Source organism: Planctobacterium sp. AWH2_060 (genome assembly GCF_056158425.1).
In genome coordinates, this window is the sequence record NZ_JBSWTG010000001.1 from 884,466 (window position 1) to 908,118 (window position 23,653).

At 44.3% G+C, this 23,653-nt stretch carries 13 protein-coding genes; 3 read left to right on the forward strand and 10 right to left on the reverse strand.

Going from position 1 to position 23,653, the window contains the following annotated elements; all coding sequences use genetic code 11:
- Positions 1-81: 81 nt before the first annotated feature.
- Positions 82-1,608 (reverse strand): MFS transporter, encoded by a 1,527-nt coding sequence (locus ACXAD8_RS03950; protein WP_475225161.1) that lies wholly within the window; start codon positions 1,606-1,608, stop codon positions 82-84.
- Positions 1,609-1,707: 99 nt separating this feature from the next.
- On the reverse strand, positions 1,708-3,753 hold the full coding sequence (locus ACXAD8_RS03955) for a glycoside hydrolase family 97 protein (RefSeq protein ID WP_475225163.1): 2,046 nt from the start codon (positions 3,751-3,753) through the stop codon (positions 1,708-1,710).
- A gap of 229 nt (positions 3,754-3,982) precedes the next feature.
- Between ACXAD8_RS03955 and ACXAD8_RS03960 the strand changes: the two genes are divergently transcribed.
- Both ACXAD8_RS03960 and ACXAD8_RS03965 read left to right on the forward strand, forming a co-directional pair.
- On the forward strand, positions 3,983-5,182 hold the full coding sequence (locus ACXAD8_RS03960; protein ID WP_475225165.1) for a sugar ABC transporter substrate-binding protein: 1,200 nt from the start codon (positions 3,983-3,985) through the stop codon (positions 5,180-5,182).
- Positions 5,179-7,395: a HAMP domain-containing hybrid sensor histidine kinase/response regulator gene (locus tag ACXAD8_RS03965; RefSeq protein WP_475225168.1), complete on the forward strand. Its 2,217-nt coding sequence runs from the start codon at positions 5,179-5,181 to the stop codon at positions 7,393-7,395. The genes ACXAD8_RS03960 and ACXAD8_RS03965 overlap by 4 nt, the downstream gene beginning before the upstream one ends.
- A gap of 6 nt (positions 7,396-7,401) precedes the next feature.
- Here the strand turns inward: ACXAD8_RS03965 and ACXAD8_RS03970 are convergent, their stop codons facing one another.
- The 6 genes from ACXAD8_RS03970 to topA all read right to left on the reverse strand — a co-directional run bounded on the left by ACXAD8_RS03970 (position 7,402) and on the right by topA (position 18,142).
- Entirely contained in the window at positions 7,402-11,469 is a 4,068-nt protein-coding gene (locus ACXAD8_RS03970) for an ATP-binding protein (protein WP_475225170.1), read from the reverse strand.
- A gap of 256 nt (positions 11,470-11,725) precedes the next feature.
- Complete coding sequence (locus tag ACXAD8_RS03975) at positions 11,726-12,190, reverse strand: DUF2919 family protein (RefSeq protein WP_475225173.1); 465 nt, start codon at positions 12,188-12,190, stop codon at positions 11,726-11,728.
- Between the two features lie 4 nt (positions 12,191-12,194).
- Positions 12,195-13,430, reverse strand: coding sequence for a lipoprotein-releasing ABC transporter permease subunit (locus ACXAD8_RS03980; protein WP_475225175.1), 1,236 nt, complete (start codon positions 13,428-13,430; stop codon positions 12,195-12,197).
- Positions 13,427-14,110, reverse strand: coding sequence for a lipoprotein-releasing ABC transporter ATP-binding protein LolD (lolD, locus tag ACXAD8_RS03985; RefSeq protein WP_475225177.1), 684 nt, complete (start codon positions 14,108-14,110; stop codon positions 13,427-13,429). The genes ACXAD8_RS03980 and lolD overlap by 4 nt, the downstream gene beginning before the upstream one ends.
- A 49-nt stretch (positions 14,111-14,159) precedes the next feature.
- Positions 14,160-15,362, reverse strand: a complete 1,203-nt coding sequence (locus tag ACXAD8_RS03990; protein ID WP_475225180.1) for a lipoprotein-releasing ABC transporter permease subunit — start codon at positions 15,360-15,362, stop codon at positions 14,160-14,162.
- 128 nt (positions 15,363-15,490) lie between these two features.
- Positions 15,491-18,142 (reverse strand): type I DNA topoisomerase, encoded by a 2,652-nt coding sequence (gene topA, locus ACXAD8_RS03995; protein WP_475225183.1) that lies wholly within the window; start codon positions 18,140-18,142, stop codon positions 15,491-15,493.
- Between the two features lie 260 nt (positions 18,143-18,402).
- Here topA and astB point away from each other — a divergent pair, with 260 nt between their 5' ends.
- Positions 18,403-19,743: an N-succinylarginine dihydrolase gene (gene astB, locus ACXAD8_RS04000; RefSeq protein WP_475225185.1), complete on the forward strand. Its 1,341-nt coding sequence runs from the start codon at positions 18,403-18,405 to the stop codon at positions 19,741-19,743.
- A gap of 69 nt (positions 19,744-19,812) precedes the next feature.
- Here the strand turns inward: astB and ACXAD8_RS04005 are convergent, their stop codons facing one another.
- Both ACXAD8_RS04005 and ACXAD8_RS04010 read right to left on the reverse strand, forming a co-directional pair.
- Positions 19,813-20,928, reverse strand: coding sequence for an arginase family protein (locus ACXAD8_RS04005; RefSeq protein WP_475225188.1), 1,116 nt, complete (start codon positions 20,926-20,928; stop codon positions 19,813-19,815).
- Positions 20,929-21,056: 128 nt separating this feature from the next.
- Positions 21,057-23,621 carry an Ig-like domain-containing protein gene (locus ACXAD8_RS04010; RefSeq protein ID WP_475225191.1) on the reverse strand — a complete coding sequence of 855 codons (2,565 nt, stop codon included), beginning with the start codon at positions 23,619-23,621 and terminating at the stop codon, positions 21,057-21,059.
- Positions 23,622-23,653 lie beyond the last annotated feature (32 nt).

Below are 23,653 nucleotides of genomic sequence, written 5' to 3' on the forward strand. Positions count from 1 at the left end.
TTATTCCAGACTCTCTTTTTTCCAGCCAGTAAAAATGAAAACGGCAGCTAATTAGCTGCCGTTTTACTTTCGTGCTAAAACCTAAGCTTCGCGAACCCGCAAGGTTAACAAACCCGCTATCGCCATGCTCACACCTGCAATTAACAGAGCGTAAATAGGCTCGCCACCGAAAATTTTGGTGACCATAAAGCCCAGGATACTGGCGGCGACCAGCTGTGGCAGGGTAATAAAGAAATTAAATATGCCCATGAAAATTCCCATCTTATTTTGCGGTAAGGAATTAGCCAGTAAGGTGTACGGGATAGACAAAATTGATGCCCAGGCAAAACCAATGCCCACCATGGAATAAATCAGATAGTCCGGGTTATCGATAAACATAAAAGAGATAAAACCGATTGCTCCCAGGTTCAGGTTGATTAGATGAGTTACCCGTAAGTTAGTGGCTTTTACCAGGATAGGGATCACAACCGCTGCGATGGCAGCAAAGGCAAACTGCCCGCCAAACAACACCCCTACCCAGTTTGCGCCATCATTGTACGCTGTAGAAGCCGTATCACGGGTATTGAAGTGATGTGAGGTTACTGCGGCCGTTGTATAAATCCACATGGCAAATAGCGGAAACCAACTGAAGAACTGCACCCAGGCCAATTGCTTCATGGTGTCAGGCATATTAAACAGATCATCCATCATGGTTTTAAAGCCATTCTCGGTACTGCCTTTTTTGGTCAGATACCCGGCTATTAGTTGTAAAACGCCAAAAGATGCCACCACACCTGCCAAAATAAACAGCTGTTTATCCAATGATTCTTTAAAGATCTGAATCACAGCCGTCATGATCACCCCGGCGAACAGCCAGGCGAGACCGCCCTGCGTGTAAGCCAAAGCAGTGCGACTAACGTGCTGTTTAATTTGCACCGCGTGCTCCAGGCCGCGTTTATTCTCTTCCTCTTCTTCAGCCGCTGCAAATTCGTCCAGTTCTTCCGGGCTGTATTCCTTGGTAGACCAAATTGTCCAGCCAACAGCAAGAAAGAAGGCTACCGCGCCAAAATAAAACGAAAATTTGACTGAATCTGGTACCACTCCAGGCTCAGCGGTATTGCTGACATCTAACCAGTTGGCCAAAATCCAGGGCATAGCGGATGCAATGGTACCGCCGATACCGATAAAGAAGCTTTGCATGGAAAAGCCGGTGGCTCTTTGATGTTTTGGTAACATGTCACCAACGAAGGCGCGAAAGGGTTCCATGGAAACATTAATCGCAGCATCCATTATCCAGAGCATACCAGCAGCCATCCACAAGTATGGTGAGTTCGGCATAATCAACAGCGCTAAACTGGCAGAAATTGCACCTATAAGGAAGAAGGGGCGACGACGACCAAAACGATTCCAGGTGTTGTCACTCATGTGTCCAATAATGGGCTGGACCACCAGACCGGTGATGGGTGCTGCAATCCATAAGATGGCCAGGTTGTTGTAATCAGCACCGAGTGTTTCAAAAATCCGACTGACATTGGCATTTTGCAAAGCAAAGCCCATCTGAATCCCCAGAAATCCAAAACACATATTAAAAATCTGGAAAAAATTAAGTTCCGGCTTTGCTCTGTTCATGCCTTTCCCTTTCGTCTCATTGTTATTAAGTTATTTGATTAAAAGTAACACACCCGCCTGAATTTGCACTGCAAAATCAGACGGAGCAAACTGTGCTGGTTATTTCTGGGCTTTAAATCGGATGGCCACACCACCGCTTTGAGCCATGCGCAACGTCAATTTTTGCCCGGCTCTGATGGGCTTGCGATAGATTTCCATTTCATAAGGATTATTTAACCAATCGGCTTTTGCACCATCCTGATAGATCTGCATTTCATACAGGCGGTTCTTATCCAGAAAATCGGTGTCAATTTGCACTACCCTGGCATTTTCATCAGTAAGGCCGCCCAAATACCAATCTTCTCCATCTCTTTCCTTACGGGCAAATACCACGTAATCCCCGACTTCTCCATCTAACGCAATGCTTTGCGACCAATCGGTAGGTACATCCCGAATAAATTGGAAGGCAGGGATATTGCTTTCATAATGCCTTGGCAAATCTGCTGCCATCTGAATTGGGCTGTACAGAACAACGTATAATGCCAGCTGTTTGGCCAGAGTCGTTTGTACTCGGTTTTCAGCGTGTAACCCATAAGGAGCCAGGTTAAAAATACCGGGGGTAAAGTCCATCGGGCCAGACAGCATTCTGGTGTAAGGTAAAACTGCGGTGTGTTCTGGTGGATTTGGTGGTGAACCCCAAGCGTTGAACTCCTGCCCTCTGGCACCTTCTCTGGATATCCAGTTGGGATAAGTACGACGTAAGCCGGTATCTTTTATCGGTTCGTGAGTATTGATACTGATTTTGCGTTTTGCCGCCTCTAAAACCGAATGCAGATATTCATTGGCCATGAACTGGCCATCATGCCATTCATGGCGCACTGCGCCATTTTCGTCAATGCGTTTGATATCGCCACCATCTGCCACATAGCCAGTTTTAATCTGGCGAACGCCCATTTTTTCATAAAGGTCGTAAGCGTCTTGCATCTGATTGCGGTAGTTACTGACACTACCGGAGGTTTCGTGATGACCCACTAATCTGACACCTTTTTGCTGTGCATACTCTGCCAGTGCTGGTAAATCAAAATCTGGATAGGGCTTCGTAAAGCTAAACACATCACCGTTGTGGAACCAACTGCCATCCCAGCCTTCGTTCCAACCTTCTACCAATACACCGTCAAAACCGTATTGCGCCGCAAAGTCGATATAACGCTTGGTTTCTGTTGTGGTGGCGCCGTGTTTGTCGCCAGATCCCCAGGTTTTTTCATTAACGTGCATTGCCCACCAAATACCAACGTATTTGCCAGGTTCAACCCAGGAAACATCACCCAGTTTATTAGGCTCGTTTAAGTTTAAAATCAGATCTGAATTTAACAAGCCTGTGGCATCGTCAGCCACCTGAATTGTGCGCCATGAGGATTTAAACGGTGCATTAGTTTTTACTCGTACGCCATCATACCAGGGAGTTAAATCAGTCTTTAGCGTTGTTCCACGTCTTCGATCCAGGGTAAAGGCCGCATAATCTATCAGGGCTGCCTCGTGGATGGCTACGTGAGTGCCACCCGGGGTTTTAACGGTAAAGGGCGTATGGACACGGTCAATTTCACTAAGCTGCGTAGTTTCGTAAATATATTCGTAGCGATTCCAGCCTCTTGCCGGGATCCACCATGCCGTGGAATCTGATGCGAATGCAAACTCGGTCTCTTCATCAACGATTTCTACCTGCGATATATTCTTGTGTTCTGATACTTCGTAGCGAAAACCGACACCGTCATCAAATACCCGAAAGCGCACGATAAATTCATAGCCCTCATTATTTTCAAACTCAATCGCCAACTCATTGTAGTGGCTGGTGATATATTGCTTTTCGCCCCAGGGCTGCTCCCAGGTATCGTTAATTGTAGTTGTTGTGGAGTTGGCAATTTTAAAATCGGGACCAAATTCTGGTAGCTTTTTAAAGTTAAGACCAAGTCTGGATGCATCGAGGATGGTTTCTTTGCCAAACCTGACACTGTATTGAGGCATGTCATTGTCATCAGAAATAGTGACTGCCAGACGCTTATCCGGAGAGCTAACCGTTAATGTTTCGGCCGTCGCGTTGGACGAAATACCAACTAAGGCGAACGACAACGGCAGTGCATACAAACGAGTCAATCTGGTGCTAATCATATCTGATCCTGTTTTAGGTTCCGGTGGCGGGAACAATGAATTAACCTAAATTTAACAGGATTCTAAACAGCAATTCAGGCTTTAACCACTTACATACGTATGCAGACGTTGCATATTATTCCTTGTAAGCTGCAAATTGCCCTAATCCTGTTGCGGGCACACAGAAAATCACTAGAATGAAAATTAATCATGCAGAATCAATATGTTGTTTTAATTAATGCGGTTTAATTTGGCTAAGGCTTTTTTGCTGACAAGTTGGCGTCGCTACAAACAGGCGATTATGGCGCTGTGGTTGTTGCTGCTCCCTATGTGGTGTTTAGCCAAAGCTGAAGTGATCAGCATAGCCTCAAGTCTGGATGATTATGACATCAGCATTTTTCTGGATGAGTTTAAACGTAAAACCGGTATCGACTACGAGTTTGTCGCTTTAGATACCGCCGATCTAAAAATGGAACTCATCATTCGGGCCGACACGCAGACTCTGCCTGATGCCGTACTAGTGCCCGGCGACCTGCTGGGTCTGGAAATGGTTAATTTCAGTGAAATTTCGCCCAACTGGTTAAATGCAAATTTGCCACAAAAGGCCTTGCACCACGCCCGGGTGAAAGAGCGTTTGCTGGGGATTCCGATTATTGCCGGCAATCACCTGATGCTTTATTACAATAAGCGTTTGATTAAACAACCTGCTAATAGTTGGAAAAGTTTAAAAGCCCAACAATCAGTACTACCAAATGGCATCGACTTGATTGCCTGGAGCTACAACGAGATGTTTTGGTTAATTCCCTTTCTGGGGGCTTTTGAAGCTTTTCCTTACGAAGATGGCAAAGTTAACCTTAATGCCAGTGGAACCGCCAATGCCTTAAATTATTATCAAAACCTGGCTACTTCGGGCGTGGTTTCTACACAGTGTCACTACCAATGCAGTTTTGATAAATTTGTCTCGGGTGAAGTGGCTTATATGATCAACGGCAGTTGGGCATTAAATGGTTTTTCCAAAGCGCTTGGTGACGACCTGGGGATCACACAATTACCAACAATCCAAGGCAAAGTGATGAAACCCTACTCATCGGTATTTGCGCTGGCCTTTCCCGGTAACTCAGCATCTTCAGAAAAGCGTGCCGCCCTTAAGCAATTGGCCTTGTTTCTGCAATCCGAGCAAATCCAACGTCGTTTTTGGGATGAGTATCAGTTTTTACCTGCGAACAGCAACATTCAGCAAACCATCAAGGCACAAAACAACAACAATATCAGCAATTTAATTCAGCAACTGGATAATGCCGAACCCTTGCCCACAGACCCAGAAATGTCAATTATCTGGGAAGCGCTGGTAATGGGCTTTAACAGGCATCAGGGCGGCGCATTGGATGCCAACCAGGCTTCTGAATATATGCAATACATTGCAGAAAAGACCCGGCGGGAACTGTATTGAGCACTCAAAAACCCTCCATTCACAAAATGTTGTTGATTTCGGTAACCATGATCATTGCGGTGCCGCTGTTGATTTCTTATGGCTACTTCTTACGAGACTCCTATCAGGCTGGTATGGAAAAAGCTCAGTTCTCCGTACAAAAGGAATTGGACCGTGAAGCCTATGAGTTGCGTAGTGCCCTGTTTCAACTGCAATATCAGGTGGCATCCTTTTCCCGCAATAAAGCCATTGGTGAGCTGGCTGTTAACATCCTGTTCGCTCAATTTGCGCAAAAACAAATGCAGCGACTGGTGGAAGATAATCCCTATGTAAAATCCGCGTTTATTTCTGACGGCTCTGTTTTCATCATAGAAGGCTACCCAAACAGTACCTACAAAATCGATGCCTCCGGGATTTCCGCAATTACGCAAAGCATCATGGACAAAGGCCAAGAGCTGGAATTGCCTTTGTTGTTAACAATTAACGATGAATTATTGTCAGACAATAACGCAGAACAATCCTCGCCAAGGTTGTTCTTTGTCATGCCACTGAGAAAAGAAACTGGCTCTATCGTTAATCCCTATCGGGTAACCTCGGCGTTTTTTGTCGAAATCGATCTGAAAACCGCTGCCGATTTATTTGAATCTCCTGCCACCCAATCCATTTTGTATTTTGGCTCGACGGTAGTCTTAAAGCACGGTGAACTGCCAGAAGGCAAATTAGTGGGTGCCGAACAAACCATCTTTGGCAGCAATCTGGATTTTAATCAAAACAATGAACTGACTTTAAAAATATCCCTGTCTCAGCAGTCCTTTTTACAACGCTTTCAGGAGAACCTGTTTTACACCTTATTGTTTACCATCCTGGTGATTGTTATTTCAGTCACCCTGGTAATGCGCCTCTCCAACAGGGTGAAGTATCCGCTGCTTGAACTTACCCGAACCGCCAATAAGTTTGACAGAGGTGATTACCAACCACATTTAAAAGACCAGGAGTTTGTGGAGTTTGAACAGGCCATTAATGCCATGAACAGTATGGCTGCCACAATAAGTCGACAAATCAGCAGCCTCAAAGAAGCCAAACTCACTGCAGAGAAATCAGAACAAATAAAAACCCAGTTTTTAGCCAATATGAGCCATGAAATTCGAACCCCTATGAATGGCGTATTGGGTCTGTTAGATGTTCTCAACAGTAAAGTTTCCACTCCGGAGCACAAGCAATTGGTGCAGCGCATTACCGAGTCAGCTAAAACCCTGCTCACCATAGTGAACGACATTCTGGATTTATCTAAGCTGGAAGCGGGCAAACTGCAGATAGAACAAATTCATTTCAACGTTAAGCAATTGCTGCTCAATGTGATCAGAACCTTTAATCACACTGCCAAAAGTAAAGATATTAAGTTGCAGGTTAACAGTAAAGGGATATCCCAAGACTGGTGGCAAGGCGACCCTACCCGTATAACCCAAATTTTGAATAATCTGGTGTCTAATGCGCTGAAATTCACCGAACAAGGCAGCGTTACCATCGCAGTCTCAGAACTGACCCAAAAGGATACCTTGTTTTTGAAATTCACCATAAAGGATACCGGCATTGGCTTAACCGAAGAGCAGCGACTGCGGCTGTTTAATAAGTTTGAACAGGCGGATAATTCCACCACTCGTAAATACGGTGGCACCGGACTGGGATTGTCCATTTGTAAGTCCCTGGTAGAGATGATGCACGGCGAAGTTACGGTGCAAAGCACACCAGGCGAAGGTAGTGAATTTGCCTTTACCGTTCAAACGGAAAAAGGCGAAGCTCAACTTTCAGAGTCAGAAGCAGCCAAAGCGCCAGATTTAAAAGATTTCAGAGTGTTGGTGGCTGAAGACAACCCTGTCAATACCGAGATTTTGCGTTATCTGCTATCCCATACAGGCGTCACCGCAACATTTGTCGACAATGGGGAAAAGGCCGTTATCGCCGCTAAGCACTTAGCACCAGATGCCATTTTGATGGACGTACAAATGCCAGTAATGAGCGGACACGACGCAGTAATTGCCATCAGACAAGCAGGTCTGACCATGCCTATCATAATGCAAACAGCTAATGTGATGAGGGAAGAAGTAAATTCTTACCTTAAAGCTGGCGCACAGGCCCATATCGGTAAACCCATTGATAAAGCCAACCTGTACAAAGCTTTATCGCAAATATTGCGCCCAGAAAACCCTCACTCAAAGTCCGCTGTTAACGATTAAAGGACGCTATTGTTGTTCCAGATCTTCTACATAGCGTTTCGGAGTTTTATTAAATTCAGCCTTAAAACAGTTAGAGAAATACGAGGGCGAATTAAATCCAACGTCATAAGCGACTTCTGTAATTTGTCGACCAGAAAGCAACAACTCCCGGCTTTTTTGTAAACGATATTTGCGTAGGTATTCAGCGAAATTGTAATCCACCAATGCTGCTAGCTTTCGGTTCAGTTGCCTTACACTCATGGCTAGTTCACTGGCAGCCTCTGGTCTGGAGAAGTGTTCATTCTGGTAGTGCTTTTCAATAACGGCTTCAAAGCGATTAAAAAATTCCAGGTCCCGTTTACTCTGAAAACTAATGGCTTGTTGGTTTTTTGTGGCCAATTTATTGTGTAATTCAGAGGTGTGCTTTTTGCGGAGGATATCGCGAATGGTCAGTAGTCTGTTGATGCGTAACTTCAACTCTTTTAGTTTGAAGGGTTTAGTTAAATAATCGTCTACCTGCTCTTCCCATCCTTTCATACGGCTCAAATCGTCCCCTTTTGCCGTTAACAAAATGATAGGGATGTGCGATGTGGCCTGCTCAGAACGGATGGCATTGGCCAACTCATAACCATCCATTTTGGGCATCAGAATATCTGACAATATCAAGTCAGGTATATTCTCCTGCGCCTTTTTAAGCCCCTGCTCGCCATTTTCAGCTAACTCCAGTTCGAACTCACTGGCAAGGGACTCAGAAATAAAACTGCGCAAATCGGGGTTATCTTCCACAATTAAAATTTTAAACTTCTCGTTGTTGTCTTCATCAGTATCAGGCAATGTTTCTGTCGGCGTTTGCAGTTCAATGTTGTGCATTGAAATTGAGTTAAGTTCAGAATCCAGAATCTGCACTTTAGAAACCTGAGTAATCTCTTCATCCTGGGCAACATTGTCTGGAAAATTAACAAAAAACGAGGTTCCCTCGCCCGGTTTAGACTCAACAGAAATTGAACCATCATTACTCTGAACTATTTGTTTGACTAACGCTAACCCGATACCACTTCCGGGGAGTTTTTCATCAGCATCAAACCGGGTGAATCGTTCAAACAATAGCTCCTGATTTTCTTCACTAATTCCTTTGCCATTGTCGCTGACTTTCAGCGTAATTATTGAATCAGACTGATATCCGTCAATAGTTATTACTGTACCGTTACCGCTATACTTAATGGCATTGGATATGAGGTTGGACAACACCATTTCCAGCGTATCCTCTATCAATTTAATACGGACCGAAGGCAGGTGTTTGATGCTAAGTTGCTGTTGATTTTGCTCTAGCAAGCTTGTGAAGGATGAAGAAATCACCTCTACAGATGATTTGAGATCGTACACCTGTTTCGGTAATGAACTGCTGGTTTCAAACTTAGCTAGCTCCAGGATCTGATCAACCAGTCCTTTTAAGCGAGCGGTGTTTCTTCTCATTACAGCTATTTGCCGCAATGTAGCGGGTTCTTTAAGTTTTTCAGCGATCGTATCAAGCGGTCCGGATATTAACGCCAACGGTGTTCTGAATTCGTGGGATACATTGGCAAAAAATGTCTGTTTTTGTTGCAATAGTTTGGTGATGGTATTGGTGCGTTCTTTTACTTTTGCAGTAAGTCGCTCATTAATTGCTATCAAACGCTTATTTCTATACCAGGAAATAAAATAAATAAGAGAAAGCAAGATAAGCACGTAAGCGATATAGGCCCAAACTGTCTCCCACCAGGGTGGTGTAACGTTAATGGTTAGTGCGGTCGTTGGCTGAACCGCATTACTGCGGGGGTCTACAATCCGAGCCTGAAACTGGTATTCACCAGGCGGCAAAGTCGTATAAGAAGTGCTGTGTTTGTTGACCTCCAGTTGCTCCCACTCATCACTTAAACCAACCAGACGGGTTTCGTAGCGCAACTGATTAACCTCTAAAAGATTGTCATGACTGAGTTGGATCCGCAACAGGATATTATCATAGGGAACCTGGATACTATTGTTTTTAATTTCTGTTAAAACTGGCCTTTGTTCAGCTTGATCCGAGAGAATATAGTTCAATTTGGTTATTGAGCTTTTGGTTATTGATTGCCTTTTTGCCTCAAAATAGGCGTTTGCTTTTTTAGTATCAATTGAAATGATTCCCTTGTTTCCTGGAAGAATAAGCGTATCGTCAATCATTAAAGACATATCTGAAGAAAATTCAGTACTAAAAACGCCCTCAGCCTCTGTAACCTTAATTATTTCTTTGCTTTCCAGATTATAAATGAACAACCCCCGGCTTGAAGCCAACCAAAGGTTTTGAAAACGGTCCAATTCTGCTGTTCGGACATTTCGAATTTCCATGTTTTCTGGTTCAAAATCAGAGTAAGACTTTGTTTTTAAATCAAATATCTGCGCCTTATTGCGCCGAACGCAAATGAAGAATAAATGCTCGTTTAGTTGTTCAATGCAGTCGGTAAAATCGTTGGCTGTTTGTAATGGAAAAGTTTGTATTTTTTGGCTGTCGATATTAAGTAGCTTAATCCCTTTGAAAGCTGTGAGAATGAGTGCTTCAATATCATTCAACATAAACATTTCAACAACCGTTATGTCCTTATGAATTTGACTAAATCCTTCAGTAAAATTACCTAAATATAACCCTCTTGAATTGCCAAAGTCGGTACCAAGTATATAGTTGAACTCTCCTGTTTTTAATACTTCCGCATAGTGAACTCCATCTTCTGATGGAAGCCCCGGAAACGAAACTTGCTCACTTAAAACATTGCCTAAGCCATCCACCTTCACTAAGCCACGTTCATGTGAACTCACGATCCAATTATTAAGGCCAACTTTAGTTATAAAATAGGTGAAACCTATTCCCTCTATGAATGTATTTAACCCACTATTCGTTGGTGTCATTTCATATAAGTTGAAACTATCTCCAATAAAGTGTTTTTTATCAGTATTTTGGACGAGAGAAATATTGGATGGATAAAGTTCAGCTGAATCAAAATATCTTATGAAGCTCGAATGATAAGGGAGGATGTATACTCCCCTATCTAATGTGCCGACCACTAATGACTCTTGTCCTCTTATAAAGCTCACATCTGCAACAACACCTGTAGCACTAAAATGTAAGAGAGGAAACAAGTGCTCGGGCTTTTCAAGTATTTCAGTCTCTTCATCATAAATGTAAAGCCCATGAGTCATAAACGATAGTAGATATTTTCCTCTCTCCAGTTCCAAGATTGTTTCAACATCTACATCCCAAATTTCGTTATTGATTTCTTTACTAATCTTTTTACTGGTATCGAGCCCTGAGTTATAAATAAAAGCTCCCGATGTTGATGAAACCAATATGTTTCCATCTGATGAGGTCTGGATATCATTTATGTGTGATGCGTCTACGTTTAACGCTGTTAACTTTAGATTTTTTCTATCGAGCTTAAATAGTCCATTCCCCCATGATCCCAAAATCAGGTTATTTTCATCTAATACAGCTAAATCTCTAACTTTCAAAGATGCGGCTTCCGGAATTGCAAGAACCGAGAATTCATTTTCCATCACTTTATAACTCGCCAATTCAGAATTGCAGCTGATTAAAATCTCTCGGCCTGAGTCAAGTGACAATAAGTCGTAGCATTTTTCGTTATTGAATGAGAATGTCTCTCTAACCTGTCCGGATGTATTACTTTCAATGTTTACAAAAAAAACACCGCCGCCATAAATCGAAGCCCACACAGTACCATTGATATCTTTAGTTATACCCGAAATATGATCAGCCCGAAGGTCACCTGTAGATGTATTAAATACCCTGCGCTCTCCAGGGCGAATCATGGCTAAACCGTTCAAAGAACCAATCCACAGTTCGTCTCCATCAGAATATAAAGCCGTTGTTGATATACTATGACCTTCTATTGTTTCGATAGACTGAAAAGGACTTTGGACTATTGCATGTGTATCTAAATGAACGGCGGCCATTATAAAAACACTGAATAAAGATGTTAAATGTGTCCTTAATTTAATATAAAGCTTCTTGATTTTTAAAGCGCGAAGAGCTTTTTGGGGAGAAAATACATTTGAATCAATCAACAAAAGGAACACAGTGTTATGACTCCCTCGAAAAAAAGCTCTATTTATAACAATCAAAGATATATCTTTGGACTGGTGGTAGCTGCAATTACATCTACATCGGTAATTATTTTAGACATAAAATCAACTGAAAATAAAGAGTTAGTAATTGAAACAAATGACGATACGTCAAAGTGTACCAGATTAAGGCAAGATTGCCCCGGCGGTCCCATGGAAGGAATTATCGATTCTATTTTGAGTTTAGTTTAATTCTGGTAAATCATACACTTGTATTTTGTTTTGCTTTCGCTACAAAGTACAAGAGTAACCAGGCGATAAATAGCTGGCTCCCAAGTACCCAGTCAAACTGCCAATATTGCAGTTGGGCGATGTGAATGTGCAATATCGCATCCATAATCAAGCCCAGCAGGATAAGTGGTTTGATGGTTTTTAGGGGCCAGAATCGCTGCTTTTCTCGCAAGGTAAATCGAGCGGTTAGCAGAACAAAACTGATGAGTGCTGGAACACCTATGACCAGGTGTATATAGAGCAGTGATAGTTGCGGGTAGAATATGTTTAGCAGTGTTTCGGTGTTACTGCCGTAACTGGAAGAGAGCGCGATTATGATGTACCCGCGCAGCAAATAAATGATTGAAAAATATAATATTTTTGGTGGTTTTAAATACCCATCCTTATCGTAATAATGCTCCGGATAAATATTAAGAGGTTTATTACTTTTTGCCACAAGCTTAATGTCCTAATACGTGTGACGGATTAACTTTTGCGGCTTTTAATGCAGGATATAAAGTGGCTAAAACACTTAATGTGAGCGCTGTTGAAATCGTCACAAACACGTCATATAAATTAAGTTCTGAAGGTAAGAAATCTATAAAATAAACATCTTCAGATAAAATCTGAAAATTAAATATCGTTTCTGCAAATTTTGCCACTTCAGTCAGGTTGTTAGCTAACAATACGCCTGCAATACTTCCCAGAGTGACGCCGATCAATCCATTGATAATACCCTGCCACATAAATGTACCGATAATAAGCTGGTTGCTACCACCCATGGTTTTTAACATGGCTATCTCGGACTGGCGCTCGTTAACCGCCATTACCAAAGAGGATACAATATTAAAACAGGCTACAGCAATCACCAGAGTCAGTGCGATATACACAACAAAACGCACCAGTTGAATATCCTGGTATAAATGGCCCTGAGTACGGGTCCAGTCGCTCATATAAGCGTGTTGATTTAATCGATAACCCAGATCCCGGGTTTTGGCAGGTGCAATAAAGGGATCGTGATAGGTTAACTGAATACCCATAGCACCGGCGGTTACATCCAGCGTTTCGGCGGCGGTGTTAAGGTGCATATAGCCGACGAAGCTATCCAGCTCGCCTCCCAGATGAATTTCTCCCAGCAAGGTTAACCAGATGGCATCGGGTGAGGATAACTTACCACCTCCGGTTTTTGGCAATAACACCTGAACCTGATCACCGATTTCCAGGTTCAATTTTTTAATGATACTCCGGCCGAGGATCAGCCCATGTTGATTCACCTGAAATTGAGACCACTGTGTTTCGTTTATCTTTTCGGGTAGTGTCGAGTTGCTGGCCTGCATAGGCGAAATGGCTGTGAGTTCCACGGCTTTATTATCCTTGCCTTTTTGTACCAGTCCGGTGGCGGTGATATAGGGTTGTACAAACTTAACCTCGGGATCTTCGCCAAATACCTGCACCATGGTTTGCCAGTTATTTAGTCCCTGAGGGCTGACGGCAAACAACTCACCGTGTGGGATATAAGCCAGTAAACTGTTTTTTAACTCTCGTTCAAAGCCATTCATCACTGACAGCATGATGATTAATACGGCGCATCCCAGGCCAATACCCACAGTCGATGAGGCTGAGATAAAGGAAGTAAAGCCACTTTGTTTTTTACTGCGTCGAAATCGCGACGCCAGTAACAAAGGCAAAGAGCTCATGAGTTATCTCCGCTCAGGTTACCGTGCTTCAGCAGCAGGGTTCGGTCCAGCCTGGCCGCCAGGCTTTTATCGTGGGTAACCACCACAAAACTGATGGAAATGGACTCTTTTAAAGATGCCAGCAACTGATAAATGCTTTCTCCTGCGGCATCGTCCAGGTTTCCGGTGGGTTCATCCGCCAGTACTAATTGCGGCTCCATCACCAATGCCCTGGCAATAGCTACTCGTTGTCGTTCACCGCCAGACAGTGCCGATGGCTTGTGCTCTATGCGTTCAGACAAGCCAACCTTGTCTAACAGTATTTTTGCTTTTGCCTTTGCCTCGGATTTGTTCATGCGAGCAATCAAGCATGGCATGGCGACATTTTCCAGTGCGCTGAACTCAGGTAACAAATGGTGTTGTTGATAAACAAAACCCAGACTTTTATTGCGAAATTGCGCCTGTTGTTTTTCAGAGAACTTAAAAATATCCTGCTCTTCAAAAATAACCTTGCCCTGAGTGGGCTGATCCAGCGCGCCCAGAATATGCAGTAAGGTACTTTTACCTGAGCCGGATGCACCGACTATGGCCACCTGCTCCGCCTTGTTGATGGTAAAGTTCACATCTTTTAAAACCTGTACGTCACGATCGCCATCGACATAGGTTTTACTAATGTGTTGGCATTGCAATAAGGTACTCATAACTAATTTCGAAAATCCTGTTAATTGATAGTGGCCAATTCAGACCTGCTTATTCATAACGCAAGGCACTGGCGGGGTTAATCTGTAATGCACGCCAGGCTGGGATAATAGATGCCAGTAAACACAAGCCCAGAGACGTTCCAATAAGGGTACTGATTTGAACGAAGTCCATAACAATGGGAAGTTCGCCTTCCGGTAAAAAGTTAACAATGGGCAGGTTTAGCCAATGGATAATGTTGTTAATTTGACTGGCGATCAGTATGCCTAACAAAGCGCCAATGACAGTGCCTTTAACGCCATTGTAGATACCATTGACTAAAAATATTTGCATAACCTGCCAGCGACTCATTCCCTGGGTGCGCAATATAGCAATATCGCCTTGCTTTTCATTTACTACCATTACTAACGCAGAAACAATGTTAAAAGCGGCAACGGCAACAATCAGCAGTAACATTACCAACATCATATTTTTTTCCATTTTGACCGCATCAAACAAGGCGCCTTGTCGTTCACGCCAGTCAGTCCATTGCAGATCAAATTCAGCTAATACATTTCGGACCTTCAGATACTGAAAAGGATCCTGCATGAATAAACGAGTATTTGTGATGTCATCCGGTTTTTTACGCTGCAGACTGGCAAGATCGGTCAAATTGATAAGGGCGACTTTGTCGTCCAGCTCTGAGCCAACATCAAAAATACCACTGATAGTAAACTTGCGCTGTGCCGGAATGCGCCCCAACGGAGTATAAACAGACGAACCTGCAATAATGACGCGAATTTCATCGCCTACGGCCAGATTCAGGCGCATTGCCAATAGCCGACCTACCACAATGTTATAGGCTCCCGCTTTTAGTGAATCGATATCGCCTTGGGCCATATTGAGCTGAAATTGTTGATATTGCTGAGACGTACTGCTGGCAATTCCCTGGATGTAAACCGGTTTAAGCCCTTCCTGTGCCTGGATCACGGCTTCATTTTCACTGTATGGAGCAGAACTAATTACCCAGGGTTGTAATGCCTTTTGGGTTTCTTCGGGTAGTTGCCCCTGCACCACAAAGTGTGGAGCTAGTCCCAAAATGCGCTCTTTGAGTTGTTGTTCAAAACCATTCATAACTGAACTGGTCACAATCAACGCCAGTAAACCCAGCGCAATCCCCGCAACTGAAAATGCGTTAATAAAGGCAATGAACTGATTGCTTTTTCGGCTGTTACTGTAGCGGAGGCCGATGAATATTGATGCGGGTAATGACATCCTTTTTACCTGATTTAAGTCTGAAACAGCCTAAAACCAACAGCATTGAGCCATTGGATTTCCTGCTTATAAAGTAAGGATTGTGCGACAAAAATAAAGGCTCTTGCGAGCCTTTATTTATTTTTCTGTCATTTTGACTTTTTTGCGGCAGCTTTTTTCGGTTCTTCAACCACCCATTTGTTGTCCTTAAACCAGGCAGTCCAGCCAGTGGCTTTACCCTTCTCATTTTCAGAGGAAACGTATTGCTGCTTGGTTTTACGGCTAAATCGCACCAGAGTTTTATTGCCTTCATTGTCCACTGCCGGAGCATCTGCCAGATAGCGCAACTTCTCTGGTAATCTGTCTTTAAAGCGTTGTAACTCTTCAACCAGAGGAGCACGAGTCTCTCTGGATTTTGGAAAGTTATGGGCGGCTAAAAAGATACCAGAAGCCCCGTCTCTAAGCACAAAGTGCGCATCAGATTTGGTACAGGGCAATTCAGGTAAATCCACCGGATCCGATTTCGGTGGCGCCACTTCCCCGCTTTTCAGCAGTTTACGGGTATTGCCACAGGTCTCATTGGTACACTTAAAATACTTACCAAAGCGGCCGGTTTTAAGTTCCATTGGCGCTTCACAGCGGTCGCAATCGATAACGGGTCCGTCGTAACCTTTAATTTTAAAGTTACCCTGCTCTACTTCGTATCCGGTACAGGTTGGACTGTTGCCGCAAATATGCAATTTGCGTTTTTCATCAATAACGTAGCTATCCATTGATGTGCCGCAAACATGGCAGCGGTGACGCTTTCTCAGTACCTGTGCTTCAGCTTCATCTTCTTTGTCCAGATCCACCACTTCATCAGCAGAAGTCAGGTTCATGGTATTGGTACAGCGCTCCTTAGGTGGCAGGTTATAACCCGAGCATCCCAAAAACTGACCCGTCGATGAGGTGCGGATCATCATTTCACGACCACACTTATCGCACTTAATATCGGTTTCTACTGACTTATTGCTACTCATCCCGCCTTCTTCGGCAGGAAGTTCAGCAGCTAACAGCTTTTTGTAAAAGCCATCGTAAAACTGATCCAGAACATCTTTCCATTTGAGTTTGCCTTCGGCAATTTCATCCAGATGCTGTTCCATATTGGCGGTAAAATCGTAGCTCATCAGATCATTGAACTTTTCCAGTAATCTGTCGCTGACAATTTCGCCCATCTTTTCCGCATAAAAACGGCGTTGTTCAAGACGCACGTAACCGCGATCCTGAATGGTAGAAATAATACTGGCGTAAGTAGACGGTCTGCCAATGCCCCGTTTTTCCAACTCTTTAACCAGACTGGCTTCGCTGAAGCGCGCTGGGGGTTTGGTAAAGTGTTGTTTGGGATCCAGTTTTTGCAAGTTGATAACTTCACCTTCCTTAACATCAGGCAGGTTGTTGTCTTCTTCACCTTTGCGTTTTATCTGTTCCTGAACCCGCGTCCAACCATCAAACTTTAATACCCGACCTTTGGCGGTTAAATCGAAGTCGCCCGCTTTAACCGTGATGGTAGTGGCGTCGTATTTGGCTGGCGTCATTTGACAGGCAACGAACTGTTTCCAAATCAGCTCATAAAGCCGCTGAGCGTCTTTTTCCATATCATTGAGGAAAGCCCCCAACTTATCAACGTTCGTTGGTCTGATAGCTTCGTGGGCCTCTTGAGCGCCGTCTTTACTACCATAAAAGTTCGGTTTCTCTGGTAAGTAGGCGTCACCGAACTGTGATTCGATATAACCACGAGCACTGTTCAGCGCCTCTGCACTCAAATTCGTTGAGTCGGTTCTCATATAGGTAATGTGGCCAGCTTCATACAATCGCTGAGCCATCATCATGGTCTTTTTAACCCCAAAACCTAACTTGGTACTGGCAGCTTGCTGCAAAGTCGAAGTAATAAAAGGTGCGCTGGGACGACTACTGGTAGGCCGGGATTCGCGGCTGACCACTTCGTATTTGGCTTTTTCCAGCAATGCAATTGCACTGTCAGTCTCAGCTTTATTAACCGGCTTAAAGGTTTTACCGTTTTGCCTGGCCACCATCATTCTGAATGGCGTATTGGCCTGACTGTTCACATCAGCGTGAATATCCCAGTACTCTTCAGGATTGAAGGCTTTGATTTCCCGCTCACGTTCAACCACCAGGCGCACAGCTACCGACTGCACTCGTCCAGCAGAAAGACCTCTTGAAACCTTCTTCCACAACAAGGGTGACAGCATAAAGCCCACCACTCTGTCCAGAAAGCGCCTGGCTTGTTGTGCATTAACCCGTGCGGTATTGACCTCGCCCGGAGTTTCAAAGGCTTCTTTTATGGCATTTTTGGTAATTTCATTAAACACCACCCGGTGAAAGGTTTTGTTTTTATTACCAATGATGTTCTGCAAATGCCAGGCGATTGCTTCTCCTTCTCTATCCAAATCCGTTGCGAGATAAATATGGTCAGCATCTTTAGCGAGCTTCTTTAGTTCATTAACAACTTTTTCTTTGCCCGCCATAATTTCATAGTGGGCTTCCCAGTCGTTTTGCGGATCCACTCCCATGCGGTCCACTAATTTTTGATATTCATAGTGCTGCAAATACTTTTGCTTTGCATCATCACTATATTCTTTTAGTTCTTTTGCCGGTTTTTTGGGCGGAACTTTCCCTAACGCTTTCGTTGGCAGATCTCTGACATGCCCGACGCTGGATTTTACGATGAAATCCTTACCCAAATATTTATTTATTGTCTTTGCCTTGGCGGGCGACTCCACAATAACGAGCGATTTTGCCATATTATACGTTCTAACCTTTACCTGACCGGCATTCACAACTGCCAGTGGAACATTACATTCATGCTGTTATTAAAATTTCCTATTTTTAGGTATATCTGCAAAGTGAATAGAAAACAAGATTTTCTTCATAGTTATCTTATTCATGCTCTGCAGCCCTTTAAAAATAAGGAGTTCAAGATTGGCACAAGCATTAAAACACGTATAATGGCGACGCGATGAAAGAACTCAAGGCGAATTCTTCAACTCTTTAGAGGAAACTAATGAAGCAATACGAAGTCAATTTTGATGGTCTGGTTGGGCCAACTCATAACTACGGCGGGTTGTCCTTTGGCAATGTCGCATCTTCCAGCAATGCCCAGGCGACAAGTAATCCTAAAGAAGCGGCAAAGCAAGGTCTGACTAAGATGAAAGCCCTGGCCGATCTCGGTATGCAGCAAGGCGTGTTGGCACCACAGGAAAGACCGAATGTTCATGCCCTAAGGAGAATTGGCTTTAGCGGTACTGATGCTGACGTATTGCAAAAAGCGGCTAAGCAAGCGCCTCATATTTTACAATCTGTGTGCTCCGCTTCCAGTATGTGGACAGCTAATGCGGCGACAGTTTCACCCGGTGCTGATACGGCGGATGGTAAAGTTCACTTTACGCCAGCGAATCTAACCAATAAATTTCACCGTTCTTTAGAGCCTTTGATTACCGGACGTATTTTACAAGGCACATTCCAAAACCCGAAATACTTCCAGCACCACATGCATTTACCAGACAATGATCACTTTGGTGATGAAGGCGCGGCTAACCATACTCGCCTGTGCGCAGATTATGGCCGTTCTGGTGTGGAATTGTTTGTTTATGGCAAAGAAGCTTTTGATGGCTCAAAACCCGCGCCGCAAAAATATCCAGCGCGTCAAACCCTGGAAGCTTCGCAAGCGATAGCGCGTTTGCACGGATTGAGTGAAGAAAACGCTGTATTTATGCAGCAAAATCCTGAGGTTATCGATCAGGGCGTTTTCCACAATGACGTAATTTCCGTGGGTAATCAAAATGTGCTTTTCTATCACGAAGATGCGTTTTTAGATACTGAGGCTAAATTTGCCGAAATTCGCGACAAGTTCAACGGCGATGAGTTGCATTTTATCAAAGTTGCTCGCGACGATGTCAGTGTTTTAGATGCGGTAAAAACTTACCTGTTTAATACTCAAATCTTGGCATTACCCAACGGCGAAATGGCGATTATCGCTCCTACTGAATGTCAGGAAAGTAAATCGGTAAGCCGATATCTGGATAAACTGGTAAGCCTGGGCACCCCGATAAAACAAGTGAAGTTTTTTGATGTTAAACAGAGTATGCGTAACGGCGGTGGCCCAGCATGCTTGCGCCTTCGTGTAGCTTTAACTGAAGACGAATTGGCAGCGGTTAATCAAAATACACTGATCAATGATGAGTTGTTTAGCCGATTAAATACCTGGGTTGATAAACATTACAGAGATCAACTTTCGGTTGCTGATCTGGCTGACCCGCAATTGCTCAACGAATCCCGTTCAGCGCTGGATGAGTTAACGCAAATTCTGAAAATTGGCTCGGTTTACACCTTCCAGCAGGCGTAACACAGACTGACGTTACGAAGGGAGCGATAAGCTCCCTTTTTTATTATTAATACTGATTGGTATTAGAAATTAAAACTGTATTGCGTCAACGATGGCTCGTGACACGTCCCCTGCAGCACTCAAGGTTGACTCTGGTTCTTGTGCATCGGTGCCAGAGTGTTTGGTACTGACAAAGGGCGCTACTTCGGCTATATCGCCTGATGTGATCTTCAGATGTTTAGCAAACATTTCTATTGCTGTTACCGCTTCTTCTGGTGATAAACCATCTGGCTCCGGTGTTCCGGTAGCACTCACATACTCTGCGCCAATCGCATCGATATCAAAGGTCAGATAAATCTCGTCGATACCTTCTTTTTTAAAGTGCTCAATGGTTTCTGATGCAACGGCTTCGATACCACGGTTTTTAACATCGTAATTCCAGTATTGTCTGACCCCGTATTTTTCCTGCCAATGTTCTTTCGGCTTACCGCTGGAGCGTATACCTATCTGCACCACGTGATAGGGGCGTTCCAGGTCGTTTAATATGTGGTAGGTCCAGGAGCCGAAACAGATATCGATACCCAGACGTTGCTGAAGTAAATCGGTGTGTGCATCAAAGTGAATTATTCCCACTTTTTTACCTAATTTTTTCTGATGTTCAATGTAGGCTTTAGTTAGCGGGTAACTGATGGAATGGTCGCCACCGAGGGCAAAGAAGCGCGCTCCCTCATTGAGCTCGTAAGCACTGCGAACTACTTCATAAGCAATGGATAACGGGCTTACAGCAAGCTCCAGATGCTCATTTTCATACAGCGCTGCGCGACAGCTTCGCACCGTAGCAGAGTTAAGGTATTTATCCATGAGCACATGCGGGATCACCCGAACGTCGCCAATATCGTAAGCGACACTGTTTTTATCGAGTCTGTCATACAAAGCTTGTCGCACAAATAAAGGCCCCCAATTGGCACCACGCAAAATACCACCACCTGTGTCATGGCAAATGCCGAATACCAGCGGCTTGTCGACTTTGTAGTAACAGTATTCCTGTAACTTCTTCCGCCAGGCTTTGTTTGCCTCTTCGCCGATGACTCCGTAAAGGCGATTGTGCAGTACTTCCTTTTTTTCTTTTGCAGTTTGTACCGTAAATACGCCGTTTCCTGGCGTACATAGATAATGATTGAGTTTTTCTTCGGGCGTTAAAGACACAAAAATGCCTCGCTAATTTTGTAGGGTTATTAGCTTAAAGAGTAGCACCCCGAAGCACATTTGGGAAAAGCCGTGAAACAAAAAACACGCCCATTAAAAAAGGCGACACCTGGTCGCCTTAACTGTGTTTACAATGTATTGGTACAAGAGCTTCCAAAACCAAAATCGTTGTCATTAGGAGGAGTACTCTCGATGGTGGCGTCCTCAGCGGAAACCCCAAGGGTATGGAATAGGCTACTGCGATTTTCTGAACCTGCAACTGGGGTACTGGCCACTATTTTGATAGTTGCCCAGGCACCAAAGTTCTTTGGATATCTAAAGCTAAAACGGGCCTGGCCGTTAGTGTCAGTAACTACGTTGCCATCAATAGCACCCACATTACCTGGGTCCAATTCGCCATTGCCATTGGTATCCTCACCTTCATCAAGAATTGCATCGTCATCAATATCTTCGTTTGAACAGGCTGCGGTATACACTGAGACCCAATATTCAAAGGCATCAGCATTAGGGAAAGGTTCCCAGTAACCTTTGTAATAAGCGGGCCTACGCACCTGGTAGTTAGCATCGCCAGGCTCAGCGTTGGGATCCAGTAACTCTGTATATTTCACAGGCGTACCAGAAATCGTGAGTTCAACATTGGGTACCGGATTTGAATTGGCATCAGTAACAAATAATGTAAATTGTTTTTCGTAAGTATCCCCTGTGGGCGACAGAATTTCGTTACCTGTACCAATTGAAATAAATAATGCCCGATTCGCGACTGTAATATTAGTGGATGCGGCAATACCTGAGGTATCCTCAGTTGCGGTTATCACAATGGCATCTTCACTGGTTACGGTATTAGAGGTAAACACAGTTGAGGCCAGACCATTGCTGTCTGTGACTGCGGCGGGCGGAAACAAACTACCACCGCTAACATCTTCTGCGGTAAAGCCTACTGTCACGCCTTTAACTAAATTACCAATGGGGTCACGTAAGACAGCCGTTATAGTGCTTTTTTGACCACCGGGACCAATGGAGTTTGGATTGGCAGAAACAATGATAGAAGCGACCTCGGTAGCTATAAATTCCACTTCTATTCTGGCTGATACTTCGCCGCCATCACTATCCGTGCCTCGGGCGCTGATAATCGCAGGACCTGCGGTATTAGAACTGGCAGTGAAGGTTACCTGACCATTTTCGTCGGTTACCGCTGAGTTGATATTTAGTGTCCCTCTGGTGGTGGTTAAAACAATGTCCCCCCCCTGATAAGGGGTATTGTCTTTTAACCAACTAATGGTAATAGTTTCGTCGGTATTCAGCGGAACGTCTTCTATCGTAGTTCTGGCGAAACTAAACTCGTCTTCCTGGACAATTATGCTCTGCGAAGCCGACGCATTTAGAGCAGTAGCGGTAATCACATCTACGCCAGACACCAATGCATTGTAGGTTAAGGTTATTAACCCGGTTTCATCAGTAACAGGATTAAAATCAGACAGAGAGCCTTCTACCTCCGAAGACAAGCTTACCTGCTGGTTGGGGATACCATTTCCATCCGAATCCGCCACTATGATGCTGATATCCCCGGTATCATTGAGGATAACCGACGTGGGCGCGTTAATATTCACTACGGTACCGGTGACATCCACGGTTAAGGTTTTGCTTAAGCCACCGGCTCTGGCGGTCAATGTAATGGTGCGATTTTCCGGATTATTTTGCGAAGTTAATCGCGCTCTGGCAGTACCATCGGCCTGAGTTGTCCCCTGAACGATACTCAGTTCTCCCGAATTAGAAGAAAATGACACTTCTATTCCTTCCATCAGAATATTGTCTTCGTCTTTGACTAAAGCGATAAGTTCCACTTCGTCAGAACCGCTGGATGCCAGCAATAACGAACTGGTGAAAAAGTCCAGGGTGGCCGGTTGCTCTTCCACCACCTGTCCATCACCGGCTGAATTAAAGCCAATTTCGCCTTGCTCTCCGGAGCTTAATGTCGCAAATATTTTACCAGAGCCGGCTACTTGTCCCACCCGAATATCAATCGTTGCGACGCCAGTTGGGTCGGTTAAAGCTGTAGAGCTGGCTGGATCAAAAAAGCCTAAATCATCATTGGATAATGTGAAATTTATCAACTCGTCTTCCAGCGGTTGCCCTGTCTGATCAGTTACCGTTACTTCCACCATTAATGGATTAGCAGACGCGAGATTGTTGTCTTCTTCACCAGAAGCCAGGCTCAATAGTCGCATTGCAACATTTCTACCGGTAATACTGGCATCACCCAGGGAGCTAAATCCTATCTGAGCACTTTCTCCGGTCTGTAATTCTGCTGTAACCAGACCATCACCCTGAACCGAGCCTACCACCAGGCCGATACTGGATTCTCCCTGAGCATTGGTCAGCGCCGTGCCGTTTTCAGGAGAGAAGTTAGCAAGACCTGTTTGATTAAAGGAATAGGTCACCAATTGATCATCCACCGGATTGCCATCGGCATCGGTAACGGTTGCGGTAATTAACAGCGGTGTGGCGAGACTTAACTGATTATTAGCAGCGCCGGTTTCAGCTTCTGCAATGGTAAGCGCTATCGACAGGGTATTGGTGTCGGTATCAGAGTCATCATCGTTACCATCACGGCTTAAACCGCCACCACCGCCGCCACAGGCGGTCAGCGTGAACAATGTCAATAAAGCTAATATGCGCTTTGACCAAGTCCCCATCCAGTGTTTCCTCATTGTTTTTATGCCCAGCA

Bases quoted from the DNA above. Each gene is read 5' to 3' on its own strand.
- ACXAD8_RS03955 (WP_475225163.1), bottom strand. From the start codon at position 3,753: ATGATTAGCACCAGATTGACTCGTTTGTATGCACTGCCGTTGTCGTTC.
- topA (WP_475225183.1), bottom strand. From the start codon at position 18,142: ATGGCAAAATCGCTCGTTATTGTGGAGTCGCCCGCCAAGGCAAAGACA.
- lolD (WP_475225177.1), bottom strand. From the start codon at position 14,110: ATGAGTACCTTATTGCAATGCCAACACATTAGTAAAACCTATGTCGAT.
- ACXAD8_RS03950 (WP_475225161.1), bottom strand. From the start codon at position 1,608: ATGAACAGAGCAAAGCCGGAACTTAATTTTTTCCAGATTTTTAATATG.
- astB (WP_475225185.1), top strand. From the start codon at position 18,403: ATGAAGCAATACGAAGTCAATTTTGATGGTCTGGTTGGGCCAACTCAT.
- ACXAD8_RS03990 (WP_475225180.1), bottom strand. From the start codon at position 15,362: ATGTCATTACCCGCATCAATATTCATCGGCCTCCGCTACAGTAACAGC.
- ACXAD8_RS04010 (WP_475225191.1), bottom strand. From the start codon at position 23,621: ATGGGGACTTGGTCAAAGCGCATATTAGCTTTATTGACATTGTTCACG.
- ACXAD8_RS03980 (WP_475225175.1), bottom strand. From the start codon at position 13,430: ATGAGCTCTTTGCCTTTGTTACTGGCGTCGCGATTTCGACGCAGTAAA.